This is a genomic window from Neorhizobium sp. PAMB6630 (assembly GCF_058242775.1).
Window position 1 is genome coordinate 1,986,752 of record NZ_CM177836.1, and the last position, 15,807, is coordinate 2,002,558.

Consider the following 15,807-nt stretch of genomic DNA (forward strand, 5'->3'; position numbering starts at 1 on the left):
GGGAGATCGCCCTCGGGCGGTCTCCACCCAAGGCGTCCAGCGCCGGCGGAGCCTAAGCGTTCTGCCACTGTTGCCGTGAGACTGCGCGGACGACCATTCATCACGCTGTCATATTTTCGGGTACATTCGTGCCCCAAACGGGCGCCGGCCGTTCCAATACCCGGCAGGCGCATCCCCAGATGGACAAGAGGCAAACATGAGCGAAATCACAGCCGCAATGGTGAAGGAACTGCGCGAAAAGACTGGCGCAGGCATGATGGACTGCAAGAAGGCGCTCGCCGAGACCGCTGGCGACATGGAAGCCGCGATCGACTGGCTGCGCGCCAAGGGCATTGCCAAGGCCGACAAGAAGTCTGGCCGCACCGCCGCTGAAGGCCTCGTCGGCATCGCTTCGTCCGGCACCAGCGCCGTGGTCGTCGAGCTGAACTCCGAAACCGACTTCGTTGCCCGCAACGACGCTTTCCAGGATCTGGTTCGCGGCATTGCTTCGGTTGCGCTCTCGACCGACGGTTCCGTCGACGCGATTTCGGCTGCCAACTACCCGGCAACCGGCAAGTCGGTTTCCGACACGATCAAGGACGCGATTGCAACCATCGGCGAAAACATGTCGCTGCGTCGCGCGGCAAAGCTCTCCGTCGAAGACGGCGTTGTCGCAACCTACGTTCACAATGCTGCTGCTGACGGCCTCGGCAAGCTCGGCGTTCTGGTTGCCCTGAAGTCCACCGGCAACAAGGATGCACTGACGGCGATCGGCCGCCAGGTTGCCATGCACGTTGCCGCCACCAACCCGCTGGCCGTCCGCGCCGACGAAGTTGATGCAGCAGTTGCCGAGCGCGAGCGCAACATCTTCATCGAACAGTCGCGCGAATCGGGCAAGCCGGAAGCCATCATCGAAAAGATGGTCGAAGGCCGCATGCGCAAGTTCTTCGAGGAAGTCGCTCTTCTCTCGCAGGCTTTCGTCATCAACCCGGACCTGACTGTCGCAGCTGCCCTCAAGGAAGCTGAAAAGGACGTTGGTGCGCCGATCGAGATCACCGGCATGGTGCGCCTGCTTCTCGGCGAAGGCGTCGAAAAGGAAGAGACGGATTTCGCAGCCGAAGTGGCAGCAACCGTCAAGCGTTGATTTCTGCGTCCTGAAATATTGGGATAGCGTCAGGGCGTCGCGTGACAACGCGGCGCCCTTCGTGTATCCGGCACTCGGTGCGATCCTCGAAGGAGTTTCCATGTCATCCTCCAATCCCGTCTATAAACGTGTGCTGCTGAAGGTCTCCGGTGAGGCCCTGATGGGCAGCCAGGGTTTTGGCATCGACGTTACCGTTGCCGACCGCATTGCAGCCGATATTGCCGAGGCACGCCGGATGGGCGTCGAGGTCGGTATCGTCGTTGGCGGCGGGAATATCTTCCGCGGCGTGGCCGTAGCCTCCAAGGGCGGCGACCGGGTGACCGGCGACCACATGGGCATGCTGGCAACCGTCATCAATGCGCTGGCGCTCGGAACATCGCTGCGCAAGCTTGATATCGACACCGTCGTGCTGTCGGCCATTGCCATGCCGGAAATCTGCGAGAGCTTTTCGCAGCGCCAGGCGCTGCATCACATGGCCCAGGGTCGCGTAGTAATTTTTGCCGGCGGAACCGGCAACCCCTTCTTCACGACCGACTCGGCCGGTGCGCTGCGCGCTGCCGAAATCGGCGCGGAAGCCATCTTCAAGGGAACGCAGGTCGACGGCATCTATTCGGCCGACCCCAAGAAGGACCCGACGGCCACCCGTTTCGACCACCTGACCCACAGCGAAATCCTGGAAAAGGGGCTCGCCGTGATGGACGTTGCAGCCGTGGCACTTGCGCGTGAAAATTCCATTCCGATCATCGTCTTCTCGATCCACGAGAAGGGCGGTTTCGGAGAGATCTTGACCGGCGGTGGTCTCAAGACCATCGTGACCGACAATTAATTGCCTTAAGCGCACGCAGTTGCGCAGACGTCTTGCCAGAACGGAGTAGAAGATGAGCGGAGCCATCGACCTCAACGATATCAAGCGGCGCATGGATGGCGCCATCTCGGCGTTCAAGAGCGATATCGCATCGCTGCGCACCGGACGTGCGTCTGCCAACATTCTCGATCCGGTGGTCGTGGAGGCCTATGGCTCGCGCGTGCCGCTGAACCAGGTGGCCAACGTCACCGTGCCGGAACCGCGCATGCTGGGCATCTCCGTCTGGGACAAGTCGATGGTCAACGCCGTCGACCGCGCTATCCGCGAAGCCAATCTTGGCCTCAACCCGATCATGGACGGCCAGAACCTGCGCATTCCCCTGCCGGAACTGAACGAGGAGCGCCGCAAGTCGCTCGTCAAGGTGGCGCATGATTATGCCGAAAAGGCCAAGGTCGCCATTCGCCATGTGCGCCGCGACGGCATGGATTCGCTGAAAAAGGCGGAAAAAGACGGCACCATCGGCCAGGACGACAGCCGTACGCAGTCGGACCGGGTGCAGAAAATGACCGATGACACGATTTCCGACGTCGATCGTTTGCTTAGCGAGAAGGAAAAGGAGATCATGCAGGTTTAGTAATCTGCCTGATTGCCTGTTTTTCAACGTTGAAGCGAGTGGATGTTCCATGGTGCAAGGTGAGCTGCCCTCCATACCCAGACATGTTGCCATCATCATGGACGGCAATGGACGCTGGGCGAATGAACGCGGCCTGCCGCGCACCGTCGGACACAGCAAGGGTGTCGAGGCGGTTCGGCGCACCGTGGAGGCAGCCGGTGATGCCGGCATCGAATTCCTGACGCTGTTTGCCTTTTCCTCGGAAAACTGGAGCCGGCCGCAGGAGGAAGTTTCGGTGCTGATGGGGCTGCTGCGCCGCTTCATCCGGCGCGATCTGGCCGAACTTCACCGCTCGAACGTGCGCATCCGCGTGATCGGCGAACGCGACGGACTGCAGGGTGATATTCTTCCGCTTCTCCTCGAGGCAGAAGAGACCACGGGCAATAATACCGGCCTGACGCTCATCATCGCCTTCAACTACGGCGCGCGCGACGAGATTGCCCGGGCCGTCAGACGCCTTTCCGTGGAGGTGGAAGCCGGACGCCTGAAGGCCGCAGACGTGACACCGGATCTCATTGCGGCGCATCTCGACACGGCCGGCATTCCCGACCCCGATCTCATCATCCGCACCAGCGGCGAGGAGCGGCTGTCGAACTTTCTGCTCTGGCAGGCGGCCTATTCGGAATTCGTCTTCGTGCCGCAATACTGGCCCGATTTTGACCGCGAGCTGTTCTACGAGGCGATCCGGACGTTTTCGGCACGGGATCGTCGTTTTGGTGGCCTGTCACCCGTCGCACCCGCTGCGGTGGCGGGCTGATGTCGGTTGAACTCAGACGGCGCATTCTTTCCGCCATTGTCATGGCGGCCGTGACGCTCATCGCCACCTGGGCCGGTGGGCTGTCCTTCCGTGGTTTCTCGGCCATCATCGCTGTCCTCGTCTATTATGAATGGTCGCGGATGACGCGGCTTGCCGATGTGGATTTTCGCGGCAATGCACTTGGCTGGCTGGCCGTCGTGTCGGTTGCCGCCAATCTGGTCCTGGGTGACGAGGGCATGGGCGTGCCGCTGGCCGGCGGCTTCACCCTGACGGCCATCCTGCTGATTGCCGTGCGTGGCGGAAGTGGCTGGCTTCCCGCCGGCATTGCCTATTCCGCCTTCAGCGGCATCTCGCTTGCTGCCATCCGCGGTGCAGACGAGCCGGGATTCGTCGCCATGCTGTTCGTTTTTGCCGTGGTCTGGGCCACCGATATCCTTGCCTATTTCGTCGGGCGCGCCTTGCGCGGGCCAAAGCTTGCGCCACGCATCTCGCCCGGCAAGACCTGGTCCGGTGCCATTGGCGGCACGGTCTCGGGCGTGGCAGCCGGCTGCCTTCTGTCCTTCGCCTTCTTTCCCGTGCTTTCGCTGCGCACCGCCTTTCTGGCCTTCAGCTTGTCGGTTGCAAGCCAGGTGGGCGATCTGTTTGAGAGCTTCATCAAGCGCCGCTTTGGCGCAAAAGACTCAAGCCACCTCATTCCCGGCCACGGTGGCGTGATGGACCGGGTTGACGGCCTCGTTTTTGCCGGGTTTGCGGCATTTCTTCTTGCAATCATGCATGCCGCATGGTCGGAAGAGGGCGGCACCTCCGTGGCAGCGTTCCTGTTCGGCCTTTAAGGCCGTTCAACAGGAGAAGTGGATCAATTGATGGCAATCTTCGGTTTCCTGACGGGCTATATCATCCCCTTCATTCTCGTCCTGTCGCTGCTCGTTTTCGTGCATGAGATGGGCCATTACCTCGTCGGCCGCTGGAGCGGTATTCGCGTCACCGCCTTTTCGATCGGTTTTGGCCCGGAGCTTGTGGGCTTCACCGATAGCCACGGCACGCGCTGGAAGCTGTCGCTTGTGCCGCTTGGCGGCTATGTGAAATTTTTCGGCGACGAAGACGCCTCCAGCCGTCCCGATGCAGAAAACCTGTCACAGCTCAGCGCCGCCGAGCGCGCGCAGACGCTGGCAGGGGCTGCCCTCTGGAAACGCGCCGCAACGGTTGCCGCCGGCCCGATTGCCAATTTCATCCTGGCCATCGCCATTTTCGCCGTGCTTTTCGGTGTCTACGGTCGCATGATATCCGATCCGGTCGTGGCTGAAGTGCGCCCGGACAGCGCGGCCGCCGAAGCCGGCGTTTTCCCGGGCGACAGGCTTGTCGCGCTTGACGGCTCGACCATCCGCACCTTTGACGATGTCCGCCGTTATGTCAGCATCCGCCCGGAGACGCCGATCGTCGTCACCGTGGAGCGCAACGGCCAGCGGATCGACCTGCCGATGGTGCCAAAGCGGTCGGAGATTACAGACCAGTTCGGCAACAAGGTGGAAATGGGCCTGATCGGCATCGTCACCAACGAGCAGAGCGGCAATTTCCGCCATGTCACCTATTCGCCTGTGGAAGCCGTGGGACAGGGTTTTGTGGAGACAGGCCACATCATCACCGGCACCTTCCGCTATATCGGCAACCTAGTGACCGGCCGCATGAAGGCAGATCAGCTGGGCGGGCCGGTGCGGGTGGCGCAGGCCTCAGGACAGATGGCGACGCTCGGCCTTTCCGCCGTCATCCAGCTGGCCGCCGTCCTCTCCGTGTCCATCGGTCTTTTGAACCTCATGCCGGTTCCCGTTCTCGACGGCGGTCACCTTGTCTTCTACGCCATTGAGGCGATCCGGGGAAAACCCTTGGGCGCTGGCGCACAGGAGGTTGCATTCCGCATCGGTTTGGCCATGGTGCTGAGCCTGATGGTCTTTGCCACCTGGAACGACATCAGCAACCTGATCGGCTGACGAAGTCAGTTGTAAACCAACTGTTTACCCTGTTTGGAGTTCGCCGTGGCGATTGGGTCACGCCTTCAAAGGAAGTAAATAGAAATTAACGGGATACCTTGCTTGTAGGGCAAAAGCAGGTAAAACGACACACGTGGCCGGAGTCGGGTATCCCCCGACAAGGACAACGGAAAAAGGTAAGAATTGAAAATGAAAGCTGGTTCAAGGTTTTTGAACGCAGTCTCGGCGGTTGCGCTGTCTGCTGGTGTTGTTGCGTCTGGTGCAGGTGTGGTTGTTCTTAGCTCACCCTTGTCTGCGCAGGCCGCGACGATTCAGCGTGTCGAGGTGCGTGGTGCACAACGGTCCGGCCAGGAAGCTGTTCGGTCCAACATCACCATTCGCCCAGGCGTCAATTTTTCCAATTCCGATATCGATGAATCGGTAAAGCGTCTGTACGCCACCGGTTATTTTTCCGATGTGAAGATCGCAGTATCCGGCTCGACGCTGGTCGTCACGGTCAATGAAAGCCAGCTGGTCAATCAGGTGGTGTTCAACGGCAACCGCAAGATCAAGGACGACAAGCTGCAGGGCGTGGTCAACACCCAGCCGCTCGGCCCCTATAGCGAAGCGCTGGTGACCGCAGACATCGCGCGCCTGAAGGAAGCCTACAAGGTCATCGGTCGCGGCGACGTCGAGATCACCACGCAGGTGGTTCCGGTTGGCCAGGGTCGCGTCAACATTGCCTTCGTGATCAACGAAGGCGACCGCACCAAGATTTCCGACATCAAGTTTATCGGCAACCAGGCCTATGGCAATCGCCGCCTGCACGACGTGCTGGTGACGAAGGAATCCGGCCCGCTGTCGTTCCTCACCCGCAAGGACGTGTTTACCGAGGACAAGCTGCGCGCCGACGAAGAGGCGCTGCGCCAGTTCTATTACAACCACGGTTATCCGGACTTCCGCATCGTTTCATCGGATGCGGTGCTCAACGAAGCAAAGAACGAATACACGCTGACTTTCACGGTCGAGGAAGGCCCGCGTTACAATTTCGGCAACGTGGCTGTCGAATCGACGGTCGACGGGATCAACGGCGCAGACCTGCAGGGTCTCGTCGAAACGAAGTCCGGCGACGTCTACAAGGCCAACGAAGTTCAAAAGACGATGGAGGCAATCTCCAAGAAGGTGGCCGAAGCCGGTTATCCGTTTGCCCGCGTCACCCCACGTGGCGACCGCAACTTCCAGACCAACACGATCGGTATTTCCTACCTCGTGGACCAGGGCGAGCGCGCCTATGTCGAACGCATCGACATTCGCGGCAACACCCGTACCCGTGACTACGTGATCCGTCGCGAGTTCGACATCAGCGAAGGCGACGCCTTCAACCAGACGATGATCACCCGCGCCAAGCGCCGTCTTGAAGCGCTGGGTTATTTCGGCAAGGTCAACATCACTACGCAGCCCGGCTCGTCCGCTGACCGCGTCGTGATCGTGGTGGATGTCGAGGATCAGGCAACCGGCTCGTTCGGTATCGGTGCCGGTTATGCCGCCGATGATGGCGTGGTTCTGGAAGCCTCGATCGAGGAAAAGAACTTCCTCGGCCGTGGCCAGTACATCCGCGTGGCCGCCGGTGGCGGTCTTGACGATGCCCGTACCTATTCGCTCAACTTCACCGAGCCCTACTTCCTCGGTTATCGCCTGGCTGCCGGTTTCGACCTGTTCAAGAGCCAGACCTCGTCGAACGATTATTACGACTATAACGAACAGGGTGTTACCCTGCGTGTCACGGCGCCGATCACAGAGAATCTGGCGACGACCTTCCGCTACACCTACAAAGAGATCAACTACGACGGCACGGATGACTGGCAGACCAACCTGTCGCAGCCGTTCCAGGATCTGGTTCGCGGCGGAACCTATGATCAGTCGTCTGTCTCGCAGACGCTGACCTACAACACGCTGGACGACAAGACGCTGCCGCGCGAAGGCATCTATGCAACCGTGACGCATGAATATGCCGGTCTCGGCGGTGATTCGGAATATTACAAGATCTACGGCCGCGCGCGTTATTTCCACCTTCTGTCGGATGAGCTTGATATCATCGGCCAGCTGTCGGTTGGCGCAGGTCATGTACTGGCGACGGGCGATGACCTTCACGTCTTCGACCAGTTCACCTTCGGCGGACGTCAGGTTCGTGGCTTCAAGAACGACGGTATCGGTCCGCGTGTTGGCGAAGATGCCATCGGCGGCACGACCTACTTCAACGCTTCGGCCGAAGTCACCATGCCGATGCCAGCCGTACCGGAAGATTTTGGCCTTCGCGCCGCCTTGTTCGCCGATGCCGGTTCGCTCTATGGCAACGATGTTCCGGTTAGCGGCACGGTCAACGGGACTGACAGTTCGCTGCGTGCCTCGGTTGGTGCAGGCATCTCCTGGGCCTCGCCCTTCGGTGCTCTGCGCTTCGATTACGCCGTGCCGGTTGCCAAGGAAGACTACGACGAAGAGCAGCGCTTCCGCTTCAGCATGGCAAACCAGTTCTGATCTTCAGCATCCAGAACCGCGGACTTTAAACTGTTCTGGAGCAATGGCTGATGGACAAGAACGACTTCTTTCCGCCGCATGATGGCGTAAGCCTGGGTGACCTGGCAAAGCATCTTGGGGCGGAACTTCTGGATCAGAGCCAGGCGGGGCGGCTTGTCCGCTCCGTTTCGCCTGTGGCGCGCGCCCGCGAAGGCGATGTCTGTTATATCCTTTCCCGCAAGTACCGCTCCGAGCTGGAAACCTGCAAGGCGTCTGCCATCCTCTGCGATGAGGCGCTGCGGTCTGTTATTCCCGCGCATATTCCGGTTCTTCTGACGCCAAAGCCGCATGCGGCCTTTGCGCGCGCCGGTGCGCTTTTGCATCCAAAAGCAATGCATTCTCCGGCCACCGTCTCGGGCAACGGCATTTCGCCGGCTGCCTATGTCGATCCGACGGCACGGCTGGAAGACGGGGTGACGGTCGAGCCGATGGCGGTGGTGGGTGCAAATGCCGAAATCGGCGCCGGCACACGCATTTGTGCCGGGGCTGTGATCGGCGCGGATGTACGCATCGGGCGCGATTGCTCGATTGCCGCCGGTGCTTCCGTCATCTGCGCGCTCATTGGCAATGGCGTCATCATCCATAACGGCGCGCGCGTCGGTCAGGATGGTTTCGGTTTTGCGCCTGGTCCCGCCGGCATGCTGAAAATGGTGCAGGTCGGCCGCGTCATCATCCAGGACAATGTCGAGCTTGGCGCCAATACCACGGTTGATCGCGGTGCAATGGACGATACGGTCATCGGCGAAGGCACGAAGATCGACAATCAGGTCCAGATTGCCCACAACGTAAAGATCGGCCGCCATTGCGCCATCGCCAGTGGTACTGGTATAGCGGGCTCGACAAAAATCGGCGACGGCGTGCAGATTGGCGGTGCGTCCGGCGTTAACGGCCATATCACGATCGGCGATGGTGTGCAGATCGCGGCAATGAGTGGCGTGGTGGCGTCCATCCCCGCAGGTGCGCGGTATGGCGGCATTCCGGCCCGTCCTATGCCCGATTTCCTGCGGGACCTCGCCGAGATCATGACGCGCTCGGACGAGCGCGCAAAAAAAAGAGGAGAAAGGAATGGCTGATCAGGAACAGGTGGTGCTCGACTCCGTGGATATCATGGAGATCATGAAGCTGCTGCCTCACCGGTATCCGTTCCTGCTGGTTGACCGCATCATCGAGATCGATGGTGACATGAGCGCGATCGGCATCAAGAATGTAACGGCAAACGAGCCGCATTTTGTCGGTCATTTTCCCGAACGGCCGATCATGCCCGGCGTGCTTTTGATCGAGGCGATGGCCCAGACAGCCGGCGCCATCTGTGCCCGCAAGCAGGGCGAAACCGGCAATCTCGTTTACTTCATGACGATTGACAATGCCCGTTTCCGCAAGCCCGTTGTGCCGGGTGATCGCGTTGAATTCCATGTCGTCAAGCAGAAGCAGCGCGGCAATATCTGGAAATTCCACTGCGATGCCAAGGTGGATGGCGTTCTGGTTGCCGAAGCCGATATCGGCGCGATGATCCGTCCGAAGGACGCGGCATGAGCACGATTGCCGCCAGTGCCCGCATTCACCCGATGGCCGTTGTCGAAGACGGCGCGGTGATTGGTGAAAACGTTACCGTCGGCCCGTTCTGCCAGGTTGGCCCGAAAGTGGTGCTGGGCGACAATGTCGAGCTTGTCTCGCATGCGGTCGTCACTGGTCGCACCCAGATTGGCCGTGGCAGCCGCATCTTCCCGATGGCAGTGATCGGTGGCGATCCGCAGAGCGTGCATCACGCCGGCGAGGAAACCACACTGTTCGTTGGTGAGAACTGCACCATGCGCGAAGGTGTCACCGTGAACACCGGCACGGTGGATGGCGGCGGTACGACCGTCGTCGGCAACAACTGCCTGTTTCTCGCCAATTCCCACGTGGCGCATGATTGCCAGCTCGGCAACCACATCATCATGTCGAACAATGTCATGCTGGCCGGCCATGTGAAGGTGGAAGACCGCGTGATCCTCGGTGGCGGCGCTGCGGTCCACCAGTTCAGCCGTATCGGCCGCCAGGCTTTTGTCGGTGGTCTCTCGGCGGTCAACTACGACGTTATTCCCTATGGCATGCTGAACGGCAATCCGGGGCTGCTCGGCGGGCTGAATGTCGTCGGCATGACGCGCGCCGGCATCGACCGTGCAGTCATTCACCGTGTGCGCCGCGCCTTCAAGGATATCTTTGAAGGCGAAGGCTCCATCCGTGCCAAAGCCGCTGCCCTTCGCGACGACTATCTCGATTGCAAGGAAGCGCTTGAAATCATCGATTTCATCGGTGCAGACAGTGACCGGGCGATTTCCTCGCCGCATCGCGGCAAGGCCTGAGGCGGTGGCGCCGGTTCCCGTTCGAGACCGGGCGGGACGGCTTGCCATCATCGCCGGCGGCGGTTTTTTGCCGCTCTACGTGGCAGAAGCTGCGCGTGCTGCCGGGGACGAGCCTTTTGTCATCTGCCTCAAGAACGAAATTGACCGAGACTTTTCTCCCTTCGACCACGCCATTGCCGGCGTGGGTGATCTCGCGCGCATCGAAAAGCTGGTGCGTGAAAAAGGCGTGTTGCGCATCGTGATGTCCGGCGCCGTGCGCCGACGCCCGGAATGGCGCGATATTCACCCGACTTGGCGCACCTTCATCCAGGTGCCGCATGTGGTAAAAACGCTCCTATCCGGTGGCGACGATACCGTGCTGCAGATGGTGATCCGTCTGTTTGAAGGCATGGGCTGCCAGGTGGTCGGCGTGCATGACATCGTGCCGGCACTTCTTGCCGCGACCGGCGTGATGGGGCGCCATCGACCGGCCGCCGATGACGAGCGGGATATCCTGACCGCATCCACCGCTGCACGGCTGCTGGGGCAGTTGGATGTCGGGCAGGGCGCCGTCAGCGTCGGCGGGCGTATCGTGGCGCTGGAAGGTGTCGAAGGCACCGACCGCATGTTGCAGCGGGTGGCGGAACTGCGCGCGGAGGGCCGCATCTCGGCGCGTCGGCGCGGCGTGCTGGTCAAACTCTGCAAACCGCAGCAGGATGTGCGCGCAGACCTGCCGACCATCGGCCCCTCGACGATCCGTTCGATCATTGTCGCTGGCCTTGCCGGCATTGCTGTGGAGGCGGGACGGGCGCTGGTGCTCGACAAGACCGAGATGCTGTCACTTGCCGATGAGGCCGGCGTTTTTGTCTGCGGCATCGATGCGGGTCTGCCGGGGCAGGGAGTGAGATGAGCATGCGAACACTGAAAGTGGCCGTGGTGGCCGGCGAAGTCTCCGGCGATCTCCTCGGCGGTGACCTGATCGCCCATCTGAAGCGCGCCTATCAAGGCCCGGTCGAACTGGTCGGCGTCGGCGGCGATGCGCTGGAAGCCGAGGGGCTGACCTCGATCTTCGATTTTTCCGATCTGTCGATCATGGGCCTGACGCAGGTGCTGAAACGCCTGCCGCTGATGATAAAGCGCCTGGGTCAGGCCGCCGATGCCATCATCGCGGCCAAACCCGATGTGCTCCTGATCATCGACAGCCCGGATTTCACCCATCGGGTGGCCAAGCGCGTGCGAAAGGCTCTGCCGGACCTGCCCGTGGTGGATTACGTCTGCCCGAGTGTCTGGGCATGGAAGGAATACCGCGCCACGCAGATGCTCGCCTATGTCGATCAGGTGCTCGCCGTGCTGCCCTTCGAGCCGGAAGCCATGCGGCGGCTGGGCGGCCCGAAAACGGATTTCATCGGCCATCGCCTGACGGCAGATGCTAACGTCATGTCTGTGCGCGAACGGCGCCGTCTGCGTGGTCTGGAGAGCACCGAAAGCGGGCAAAAAACCGTGCTTCTGCTGCCCGGGTCCCGCTCCACGGAAATCCGCGCGCTGATGCCGGCGCTGAAAGAAACCGTAGACCTTCTGGCCGCCCGCAACGAAGCCATGCGCTTCGTGCTGCCCACCGTGCCGCGCCAGAAGGCGCTGGTGGAAAGCCTTGTGCAGGACTGGGAGGTGAAACCGGACATCACCGTCGGCGCCAGTGAAAAATGGGCCGCATTTGCCAGCGCCGATGCAGCCATTGCCGCCTCGGGCACCGTGACGCTGGAACTGGCGCTTTGCGGCGTGCCGACCGTCTCCATCTACAAAGGAGATTTCCTGATCCGGATGATGGCCAAGCGCATCAAGGTCTGGTCGGCAGCCCTGCCGAACCTGATTGCCGACCAGCCGGTCATTCCCGAACATATCAACGACATGGTGCGCCCCGGTTATCTCTGCCGCTGGGCCGAATGCCTGTCATCCGACACGCATCAACGCCGCGCCATGCTGGCAGGTTTTGCCATCGTGTGGGATCGGCTTTCCACCAGCGCCCCCCCGGGAGAGGCCGGAGCCGGCCTGGTGCTGGAGGTTCTGGCGCGGCGCGGTCATGCGTCTGGAACAATTGTTCCCTGATGAAACACCATCTGCCAGCGGTTATCGATCCGCTTCCAGATTGAACTTCTGAGGGTTTGGCGCGCCGCCTGCGCCTGCGTCGCCAGTCGGTTGATCCGATAAGTGACCAGCACGACATCGACGCCGAGTTCCTGCACGGCAAAGTCCTGTGCCTGTAACGGCGATCCACCATCCGTCGGGTCTTCCGCAGCAAGAGCCGCCACCGTCATCTGTTTGTCGAAGATCCGTCCCGAACTGCCGAATTCGATGAAATTTTCGGCGAGAAGACCTGCGACCTCGCGCGGGTCGGTTCGGACGTCCGCTCGATGCAGACTGCGCTCGAGGGCAATGATAATCTCCGCTGTCGTCTTCGCCATCAGACTGCCTCTTTTGCCGGCCGCGTCACGGCAACTGTCGAACTTTTAGCGCGTAGTCTCGTGTCAGGCGCCTGTTGAACGCTTCCAGCGCAGCGCCGTCATTTCCAACTTTTCAAGCTCCATCCGATCGCCAATGCGACCGCAAGGATCACGAGAACGCCGATCAGGAAACGGCCGACAAACAAGCCGACACCCGCAGCCGTGGTGATGTGCAGGTCTTGCTTGAACCATCGCACCTGAGCCTGTCCATACCAGAAAATCGCCAGGGCAAAGAGAACGGCGCCGGTGACGAGCCCCGACTGGTGCGGGATGAGCATGAGATCAAGACCGATACCGGCCACCAGAACGAACAGCGCCGCCACATAACATTGGCTGTAGAACGGTGGCCGCAGTGTTGCCCGCGTCAACCGGACTTTCTTGCGTCTCACCAGCGTAACGGCCATGACGAGCGGCAAGACGCTGAAGATCACCCCGCGGGCGATCAGCAGATTGGCAGTGGATGACAAAATCGGCGGAAGCGTCGAATCATCGTAGAGAGACGGAATGGCGTGGGAAATTGTCTGGGCCAACAGGAGCGTCAGCAGCAGGAAAAGCGGTGGGCTTAGCGTATCGTCATACTGGTTCTGCGGCCGGTCTGCCAGTTCCTCATCGGCGTAGCGCATCATGTCAAGCGGCGTGACGAGCGAACGCCACATGGTCAGCGGATAGAAGACGAGCCAGGAGACCACCTCGTAAAGCAGCTCTTCAAGAGACTTCAGCAGCTTCATGAAATCCATGGTCTTCCTCCAATCTCTTGCGTGACCCGCAAAGAGTGAGGGCACGATAGCCGGGCCGGACGAGAGAATCATCCGGATACGAAAAAACCCGCGAAAAACTCGCGGGCTTTGATGGCATGATCTCTGTCCGAAACGCGTCTTAGCGCTTGGAGACCGGCACGTAATCGCGCTGGGCAGCGCCCGTGTACAGCTGACGCGGGCGGCCGATGCGCTGCTGCGGATCTTCGATCATTTCGGCCCACTGGGCAATCCAGCCGACGGTGCGGGCAAGCGCGAAGAGAACCGTGAACATGGTGGTGGGGAAGCCCATCGCCTTCAGCGTGATGCCCGAATAGAAGTCGATATTCGGATAGAGCTTCTTTTCGACAAAGTAGCTATCGGTGAGCGCGATCTTTTCCAGCTCCATGGCAACCTGCAGCAGCGGGTCGTCCTTGTGGCCAAGCTCGTTCAGCACTTCATGCGTCGTCTTCTGCATGATCTTGGCGCGAGGATCGTAGTTCTTGTAGACGCGGTGGCCAAAGCCCATCAGGCGGAACGGATCGTTCTTGTCCTTGGCGCGGGCAATGTATTCCGGAATACGGTCCGGCGTGCCGATTTCCATCAGCATGTTGAGGGCGGCTTCGTTGGCGCCGCCATGAGCCGGGCCCCAGAGGCAGGCAATGCCGGCTGCGATGCAGGCAAACGGGTTTGCGCCCGACGAACCGGCCAGACGCACCGTCGAGGTGGAGGCGTTCTGCTCGTGATCCGCATGCAGGATGAAGATGCGGTCCATGGCGCGCGCCAGAACCGGGTTCACCTTGTACTCTTCACACGGCACGGCAAAACACATGCGCAGGAAATTCGAGGCGTAATCGAGATTGTTCTGCGGATAAACGAAAGGCTGGCCGATATGGTACTTATAGGCCATCGCAGCGATCGTCGGCATCTTGGCGATCATGCGCAGCGACGCGACCATGCGCTGGTGCGGATCGGTGATGTCGGTGGAATCGTGATAGAAGGCCGAAAGTGCGCCAACCGTGCCGACCATGACAGCCATCGGGTGGGCGTCGCGGCGGAAGCCGGTGAAGAAGCGGCTCATCTGCTCATGCACCATGGTGTGATGCGTGACGCGGTGATCGAAATCCTTCTTCTGGGCAGCCGTCGGCAGTTCGCCGTAAAGCAGCAGATAGCAGGTTTCCAGGAAGTCGCCGTGTTCGGCGAGCTGCTCGATCGGGTAACCGCGATGCAAGAGAATGCCTTCGTCGCCATCGATGAAGGTGATCTTGGATTCGCAGGATGCGGTCGAGGTGAAACCCGGGTCGTAGGTGAAGGCGCCGGTGTTCTTGTAGAGTGCGCCGATGTCGATCACATCAGGCCCGATCGTGCCCTTCTTGACCTGCAGGTCGACCGTTTTATCTCCCAATCCCAGATGTGCGCTTGTGTCCGTCATACTGATCCTCCGATGGGCGGAATGGCGCGAAACGCGCCAGATGAGTGAAGCCTCTGAAAGTAGCTATATGATCTAAAGCGTGCTGCCAAGCACTTGAGGCGGGTAATTGTGCAGCGCGAAAGCCACGGCGATAAAGCGGCTTCGCGGCCTGGCAAGACCACATTTTGGCAGTTTGGCGCGATTAAATCGATCCAATCAAGGCGGGCGGTCAACCGAGGCATAATGCTGCGATTGACCGGTTGAGTTAAACAGGTGCAGGTTGTCTTTCGGTTAAAGGGAATGATGCTTTCTCCCGGGAGGATGTGTGGCTGAGGTGGACGTCTCGCCAGGCGAATCATCGCGTGAGGCGATGGCGTTTTCGCGCGGCCTTAGGTTACCCGCAGCCATTTCCCAGCAACTGCCCGCACGCCTTGCCGAGGATAACCGCGACCTCGATGACAGGTTTCTCGACGCACGGGAAAGTGAACATCCTGGCTGGCGCCAAAAGCTCGCAAACCTTGTCGCGGAGGAGGAGGCGCATGGCCGTCTTTTTCTCCTCGTCCCCGTATTTATAGGGCTTGGCGCGATTGTCTGGCTCTCTCTTGCGGGTCCGCCGCCCGCAGGTTTTGGCCTCTCTGCGCTGCCGCTGATCATGACCGCCTTCGTGCTGGGCCGTGCCGGGCGCCGCGCCTTTTCCCTTGCATTCATGATGCCAGGATTGATCTGCGCGGGGGCGGGCCTTGCGCAGATCGAAAGCCTGCGCAATCGAACAACGATCCTCGACACGCCGGTGACCACGCAGATTGAAGGTCTCGTGGAAAAACGCGAGGCGGCAGCCGGCGGGCGCTGGCGTTATACGGTGCGCATTTTGACAACCGCTGACCCCGTCATGCCCGTCCGCCGGAACGCGCCGTTCTGCTTTCCCGCACTGCACACGAAGCCTT

The 15,807-nt window shown here is 60.7% G+C and carries 15 protein-coding genes; 12 read left to right on the top strand and 3 right to left on the bottom strand.

The window, feature by feature from the left end; translation table 11 throughout:
* The first annotated feature begins 196 nt into the window (after positions 1 to 196).
* The 12 genes from tsf (at position 197) to lpxB (ending at position 12,323) form a co-directional block, all read left to right on the top strand.
* Positions 197 to 1,123 carry a translation elongation factor Ts gene (gene tsf / locus AC4CWF_RS09350; protein WP_491281419.1) on the top strand — a complete coding sequence of 309 codons (927 nt, stop codon included), beginning with the start codon at positions 197 to 199 and terminating at the stop codon, positions 1,121 to 1,123.
* 100 nt (positions 1,124 to 1,223) lie between these two features.
* Positions 1,224 to 1,949 carry a UMP kinase gene (gene pyrH, locus AC4CWF_RS09355; protein ID WP_491281420.1) on the top strand — a complete coding sequence of 242 codons (726 nt, stop codon included), beginning with the start codon at positions 1,224 to 1,226 and terminating at the stop codon, positions 1,947 to 1,949.
* Between the two features lie 52 nt (positions 1,950 to 2,001).
* Complete coding sequence (frr, locus tag AC4CWF_RS09360; protein WP_491281421.1) at positions 2,002 to 2,562, top strand: ribosome recycling factor; 561 nt, start codon at positions 2,002 to 2,004, stop codon at positions 2,560 to 2,562.
* Between the two features lie 49 nt (positions 2,563 to 2,611).
* The gene (locus AC4CWF_RS09365; protein WP_491281422.1) at positions 2,612 to 3,358 is read left to right on the top strand and encodes an isoprenyl transferase; all 747 of its coding nucleotides are present in this window, start codon (positions 2,612 to 2,614) and stop codon (positions 3,356 to 3,358) included.
* Positions 3,358 to 4,191: a phosphatidate cytidylyltransferase gene (locus AC4CWF_RS09370; RefSeq protein ID WP_491281423.1), complete on the top strand. Its 834-nt coding sequence runs from the start codon at positions 3,358 to 3,360 to the stop codon at positions 4,189 to 4,191. The genes AC4CWF_RS09365 and AC4CWF_RS09370 overlap by 1 nt, the downstream gene beginning before the upstream one ends.
* Positions 4,192 to 4,221: 30 nt before the next feature.
* Positions 4,222 to 5,343 (top strand): RIP metalloprotease RseP, encoded by a 1,122-nt coding sequence (gene rseP / locus AC4CWF_RS09375; RefSeq protein ID WP_491281424.1) that lies wholly within the window; start codon positions 4,222 to 4,224, stop codon positions 5,341 to 5,343.
* A 189-nt stretch (positions 5,344 to 5,532) separates the two neighbouring features.
* The gene (bamA, locus tag AC4CWF_RS09380; RefSeq protein ID WP_491281425.1) at positions 5,533 to 7,857 is read left to right on the top strand and encodes an outer membrane protein assembly factor BamA; all 2,325 of its coding nucleotides are present in this window, start codon (positions 5,533 to 5,535) and stop codon (positions 7,855 to 7,857) included.
* A gap of 50 nt (positions 7,858 to 7,907) precedes the next feature.
* A complete protein-coding gene (gene lpxD / locus AC4CWF_RS09385) occupies positions 7,908 to 8,969 on the top strand; it encodes a UDP-3-O-(3-hydroxymyristoyl)glucosamine N-acyltransferase (RefSeq protein ID WP_491281426.1) in 1,062 nt (353 codons plus the stop codon).
* A complete protein-coding gene (fabZ, locus tag AC4CWF_RS09390) occupies positions 8,962 to 9,429 on the top strand; it encodes a 3-hydroxyacyl-ACP dehydratase FabZ (RefSeq protein ID WP_491281427.1) in 468 nt (155 codons plus the stop codon). Before lpxD ends, fabZ begins: the two co-directional genes overlap by 8 nt.
* On the top strand, positions 9,426 to 10,241 hold the full coding sequence (gene lpxA, locus AC4CWF_RS09395) for an acyl-ACP--UDP-N-acetylglucosamine O-acyltransferase (RefSeq protein ID WP_491281428.1): 816 nt from the start codon (positions 9,426 to 9,428) through the stop codon (positions 10,239 to 10,241). The genes fabZ and lpxA overlap by 4 nt, the downstream gene beginning before the upstream one ends.
* A 4-nt stretch (positions 10,242 to 10,245) precedes the next feature.
* Complete coding sequence (locus tag AC4CWF_RS09400) at positions 10,246 to 11,130, top strand: LpxI family protein (protein ID WP_491285325.1); 885 nt, start codon at positions 10,246 to 10,248, stop codon at positions 11,128 to 11,130.
* Complete coding sequence (gene lpxB, locus AC4CWF_RS09405) at positions 11,127 to 12,323, top strand: lipid-A-disaccharide synthase (protein WP_491281429.1); 1,197 nt, start codon at positions 11,127 to 11,129, stop codon at positions 12,321 to 12,323. Before AC4CWF_RS09400 ends, lpxB begins: the two co-directional genes overlap by 4 nt.
* Here lpxB and AC4CWF_RS09410 read toward each other — a convergent pair.
* From AC4CWF_RS09410 to gltA, 3 genes are all read right to left on the bottom strand, one after another.
* The gene (locus tag AC4CWF_RS09410) at positions 12,296 to 12,679 is read right to left on the bottom strand and encodes a nuclear transport factor 2 family protein (RefSeq protein WP_491281430.1); all 384 of its coding nucleotides are present in this window, start codon (positions 12,677 to 12,679) and stop codon (positions 12,296 to 12,298) included. The genes lpxB and AC4CWF_RS09410 overlap by 28 nt on opposite strands.
* 98 nt (positions 12,680 to 12,777) lie before the next feature.
* The gene (locus AC4CWF_RS09415; protein ID WP_491281431.1) at positions 12,778 to 13,455 is read right to left on the bottom strand and encodes a permease; all 678 of its coding nucleotides are present in this window, start codon (positions 13,453 to 13,455) and stop codon (positions 12,778 to 12,780) included.
* Between the two features lie 139 nt (positions 13,456 to 13,594).
* A complete protein-coding gene (gene gltA / locus AC4CWF_RS09420) occupies positions 13,595 to 14,884 on the bottom strand; it encodes a citrate synthase (RefSeq protein WP_491281432.1) in 1,290 nt (429 codons plus the stop codon).
* Positions 14,885 to 15,807 lie beyond the last annotated feature (923 nt).

Bases quoted from the DNA above. Each gene is read 5' to 3' on its own strand.
- tsf (WP_491281419.1), top strand. From the start codon at position 197: ATGAGCGAAATCACAGCCGCAATGGTGAAGGAACTGCGCGAAAAGACT.
- lpxD (WP_491281426.1), top strand. From the start codon at position 7,908: ATGGACAAGAACGACTTCTTTCCGCCGCATGATGGCGTAAGCCTGGGT.
- pyrH (WP_491281420.1), top strand. From the start codon at position 1,224: ATGTCATCCTCCAATCCCGTCTATAAACGTGTGCTGCTGAAGGTCTCC.
- AC4CWF_RS09415 (WP_491281431.1), bottom strand. From the start codon at position 13,455: ATGGATTTCATGAAGCTGCTGAAGTCTCTTGAAGAGCTGCTTTACGAG.
- lpxB (WP_491281429.1), top strand. From the start codon at position 11,127: ATGAGCATGCGAACACTGAAAGTGGCCGTGGTGGCCGGCGAAGTCTCC.
- bamA (WP_491281425.1), top strand. From the start codon at position 5,533: ATGAAAGCTGGTTCAAGGTTTTTGAACGCAGTCTCGGCGGTTGCGCTG.
- fabZ (WP_491281427.1), top strand. From the start codon at position 8,962: ATGGCTGATCAGGAACAGGTGGTGCTCGACTCCGTGGATATCATGGAG.
- rseP (WP_491281424.1), top strand. From the start codon at position 4,222: ATGGCAATCTTCGGTTTCCTGACGGGCTATATCATCCCCTTCATTCTC.
- AC4CWF_RS09410 (WP_491281430.1), bottom strand. From the start codon at position 12,679: ATGGCGAAGACGACAGCGGAGATTATCATTGCCCTCGAGCGCAGTCTG.
- lpxA (WP_491281428.1), top strand. From the start codon at position 9,426: ATGAGCACGATTGCCGCCAGTGCCCGCATTCACCCGATGGCCGTTGTC.
- gltA (WP_491281432.1), bottom strand. From the start codon at position 14,884: ATGACGGACACAAGCGCACATCTGGGATTGGGAGATAAAACGGTCGAC.
- frr (WP_491281421.1), top strand. From the start codon at position 2,002: ATGAGCGGAGCCATCGACCTCAACGATATCAAGCGGCGCATGGATGGC.
- AC4CWF_RS09370 (WP_491281423.1), top strand. From the start codon at position 3,358: ATGTCGGTTGAACTCAGACGGCGCATTCTTTCCGCCATTGTCATGGCG.
- AC4CWF_RS09365 (WP_491281422.1), top strand. From the start codon at position 2,612: ATGGTGCAAGGTGAGCTGCCCTCCATACCCAGACATGTTGCCATCATC.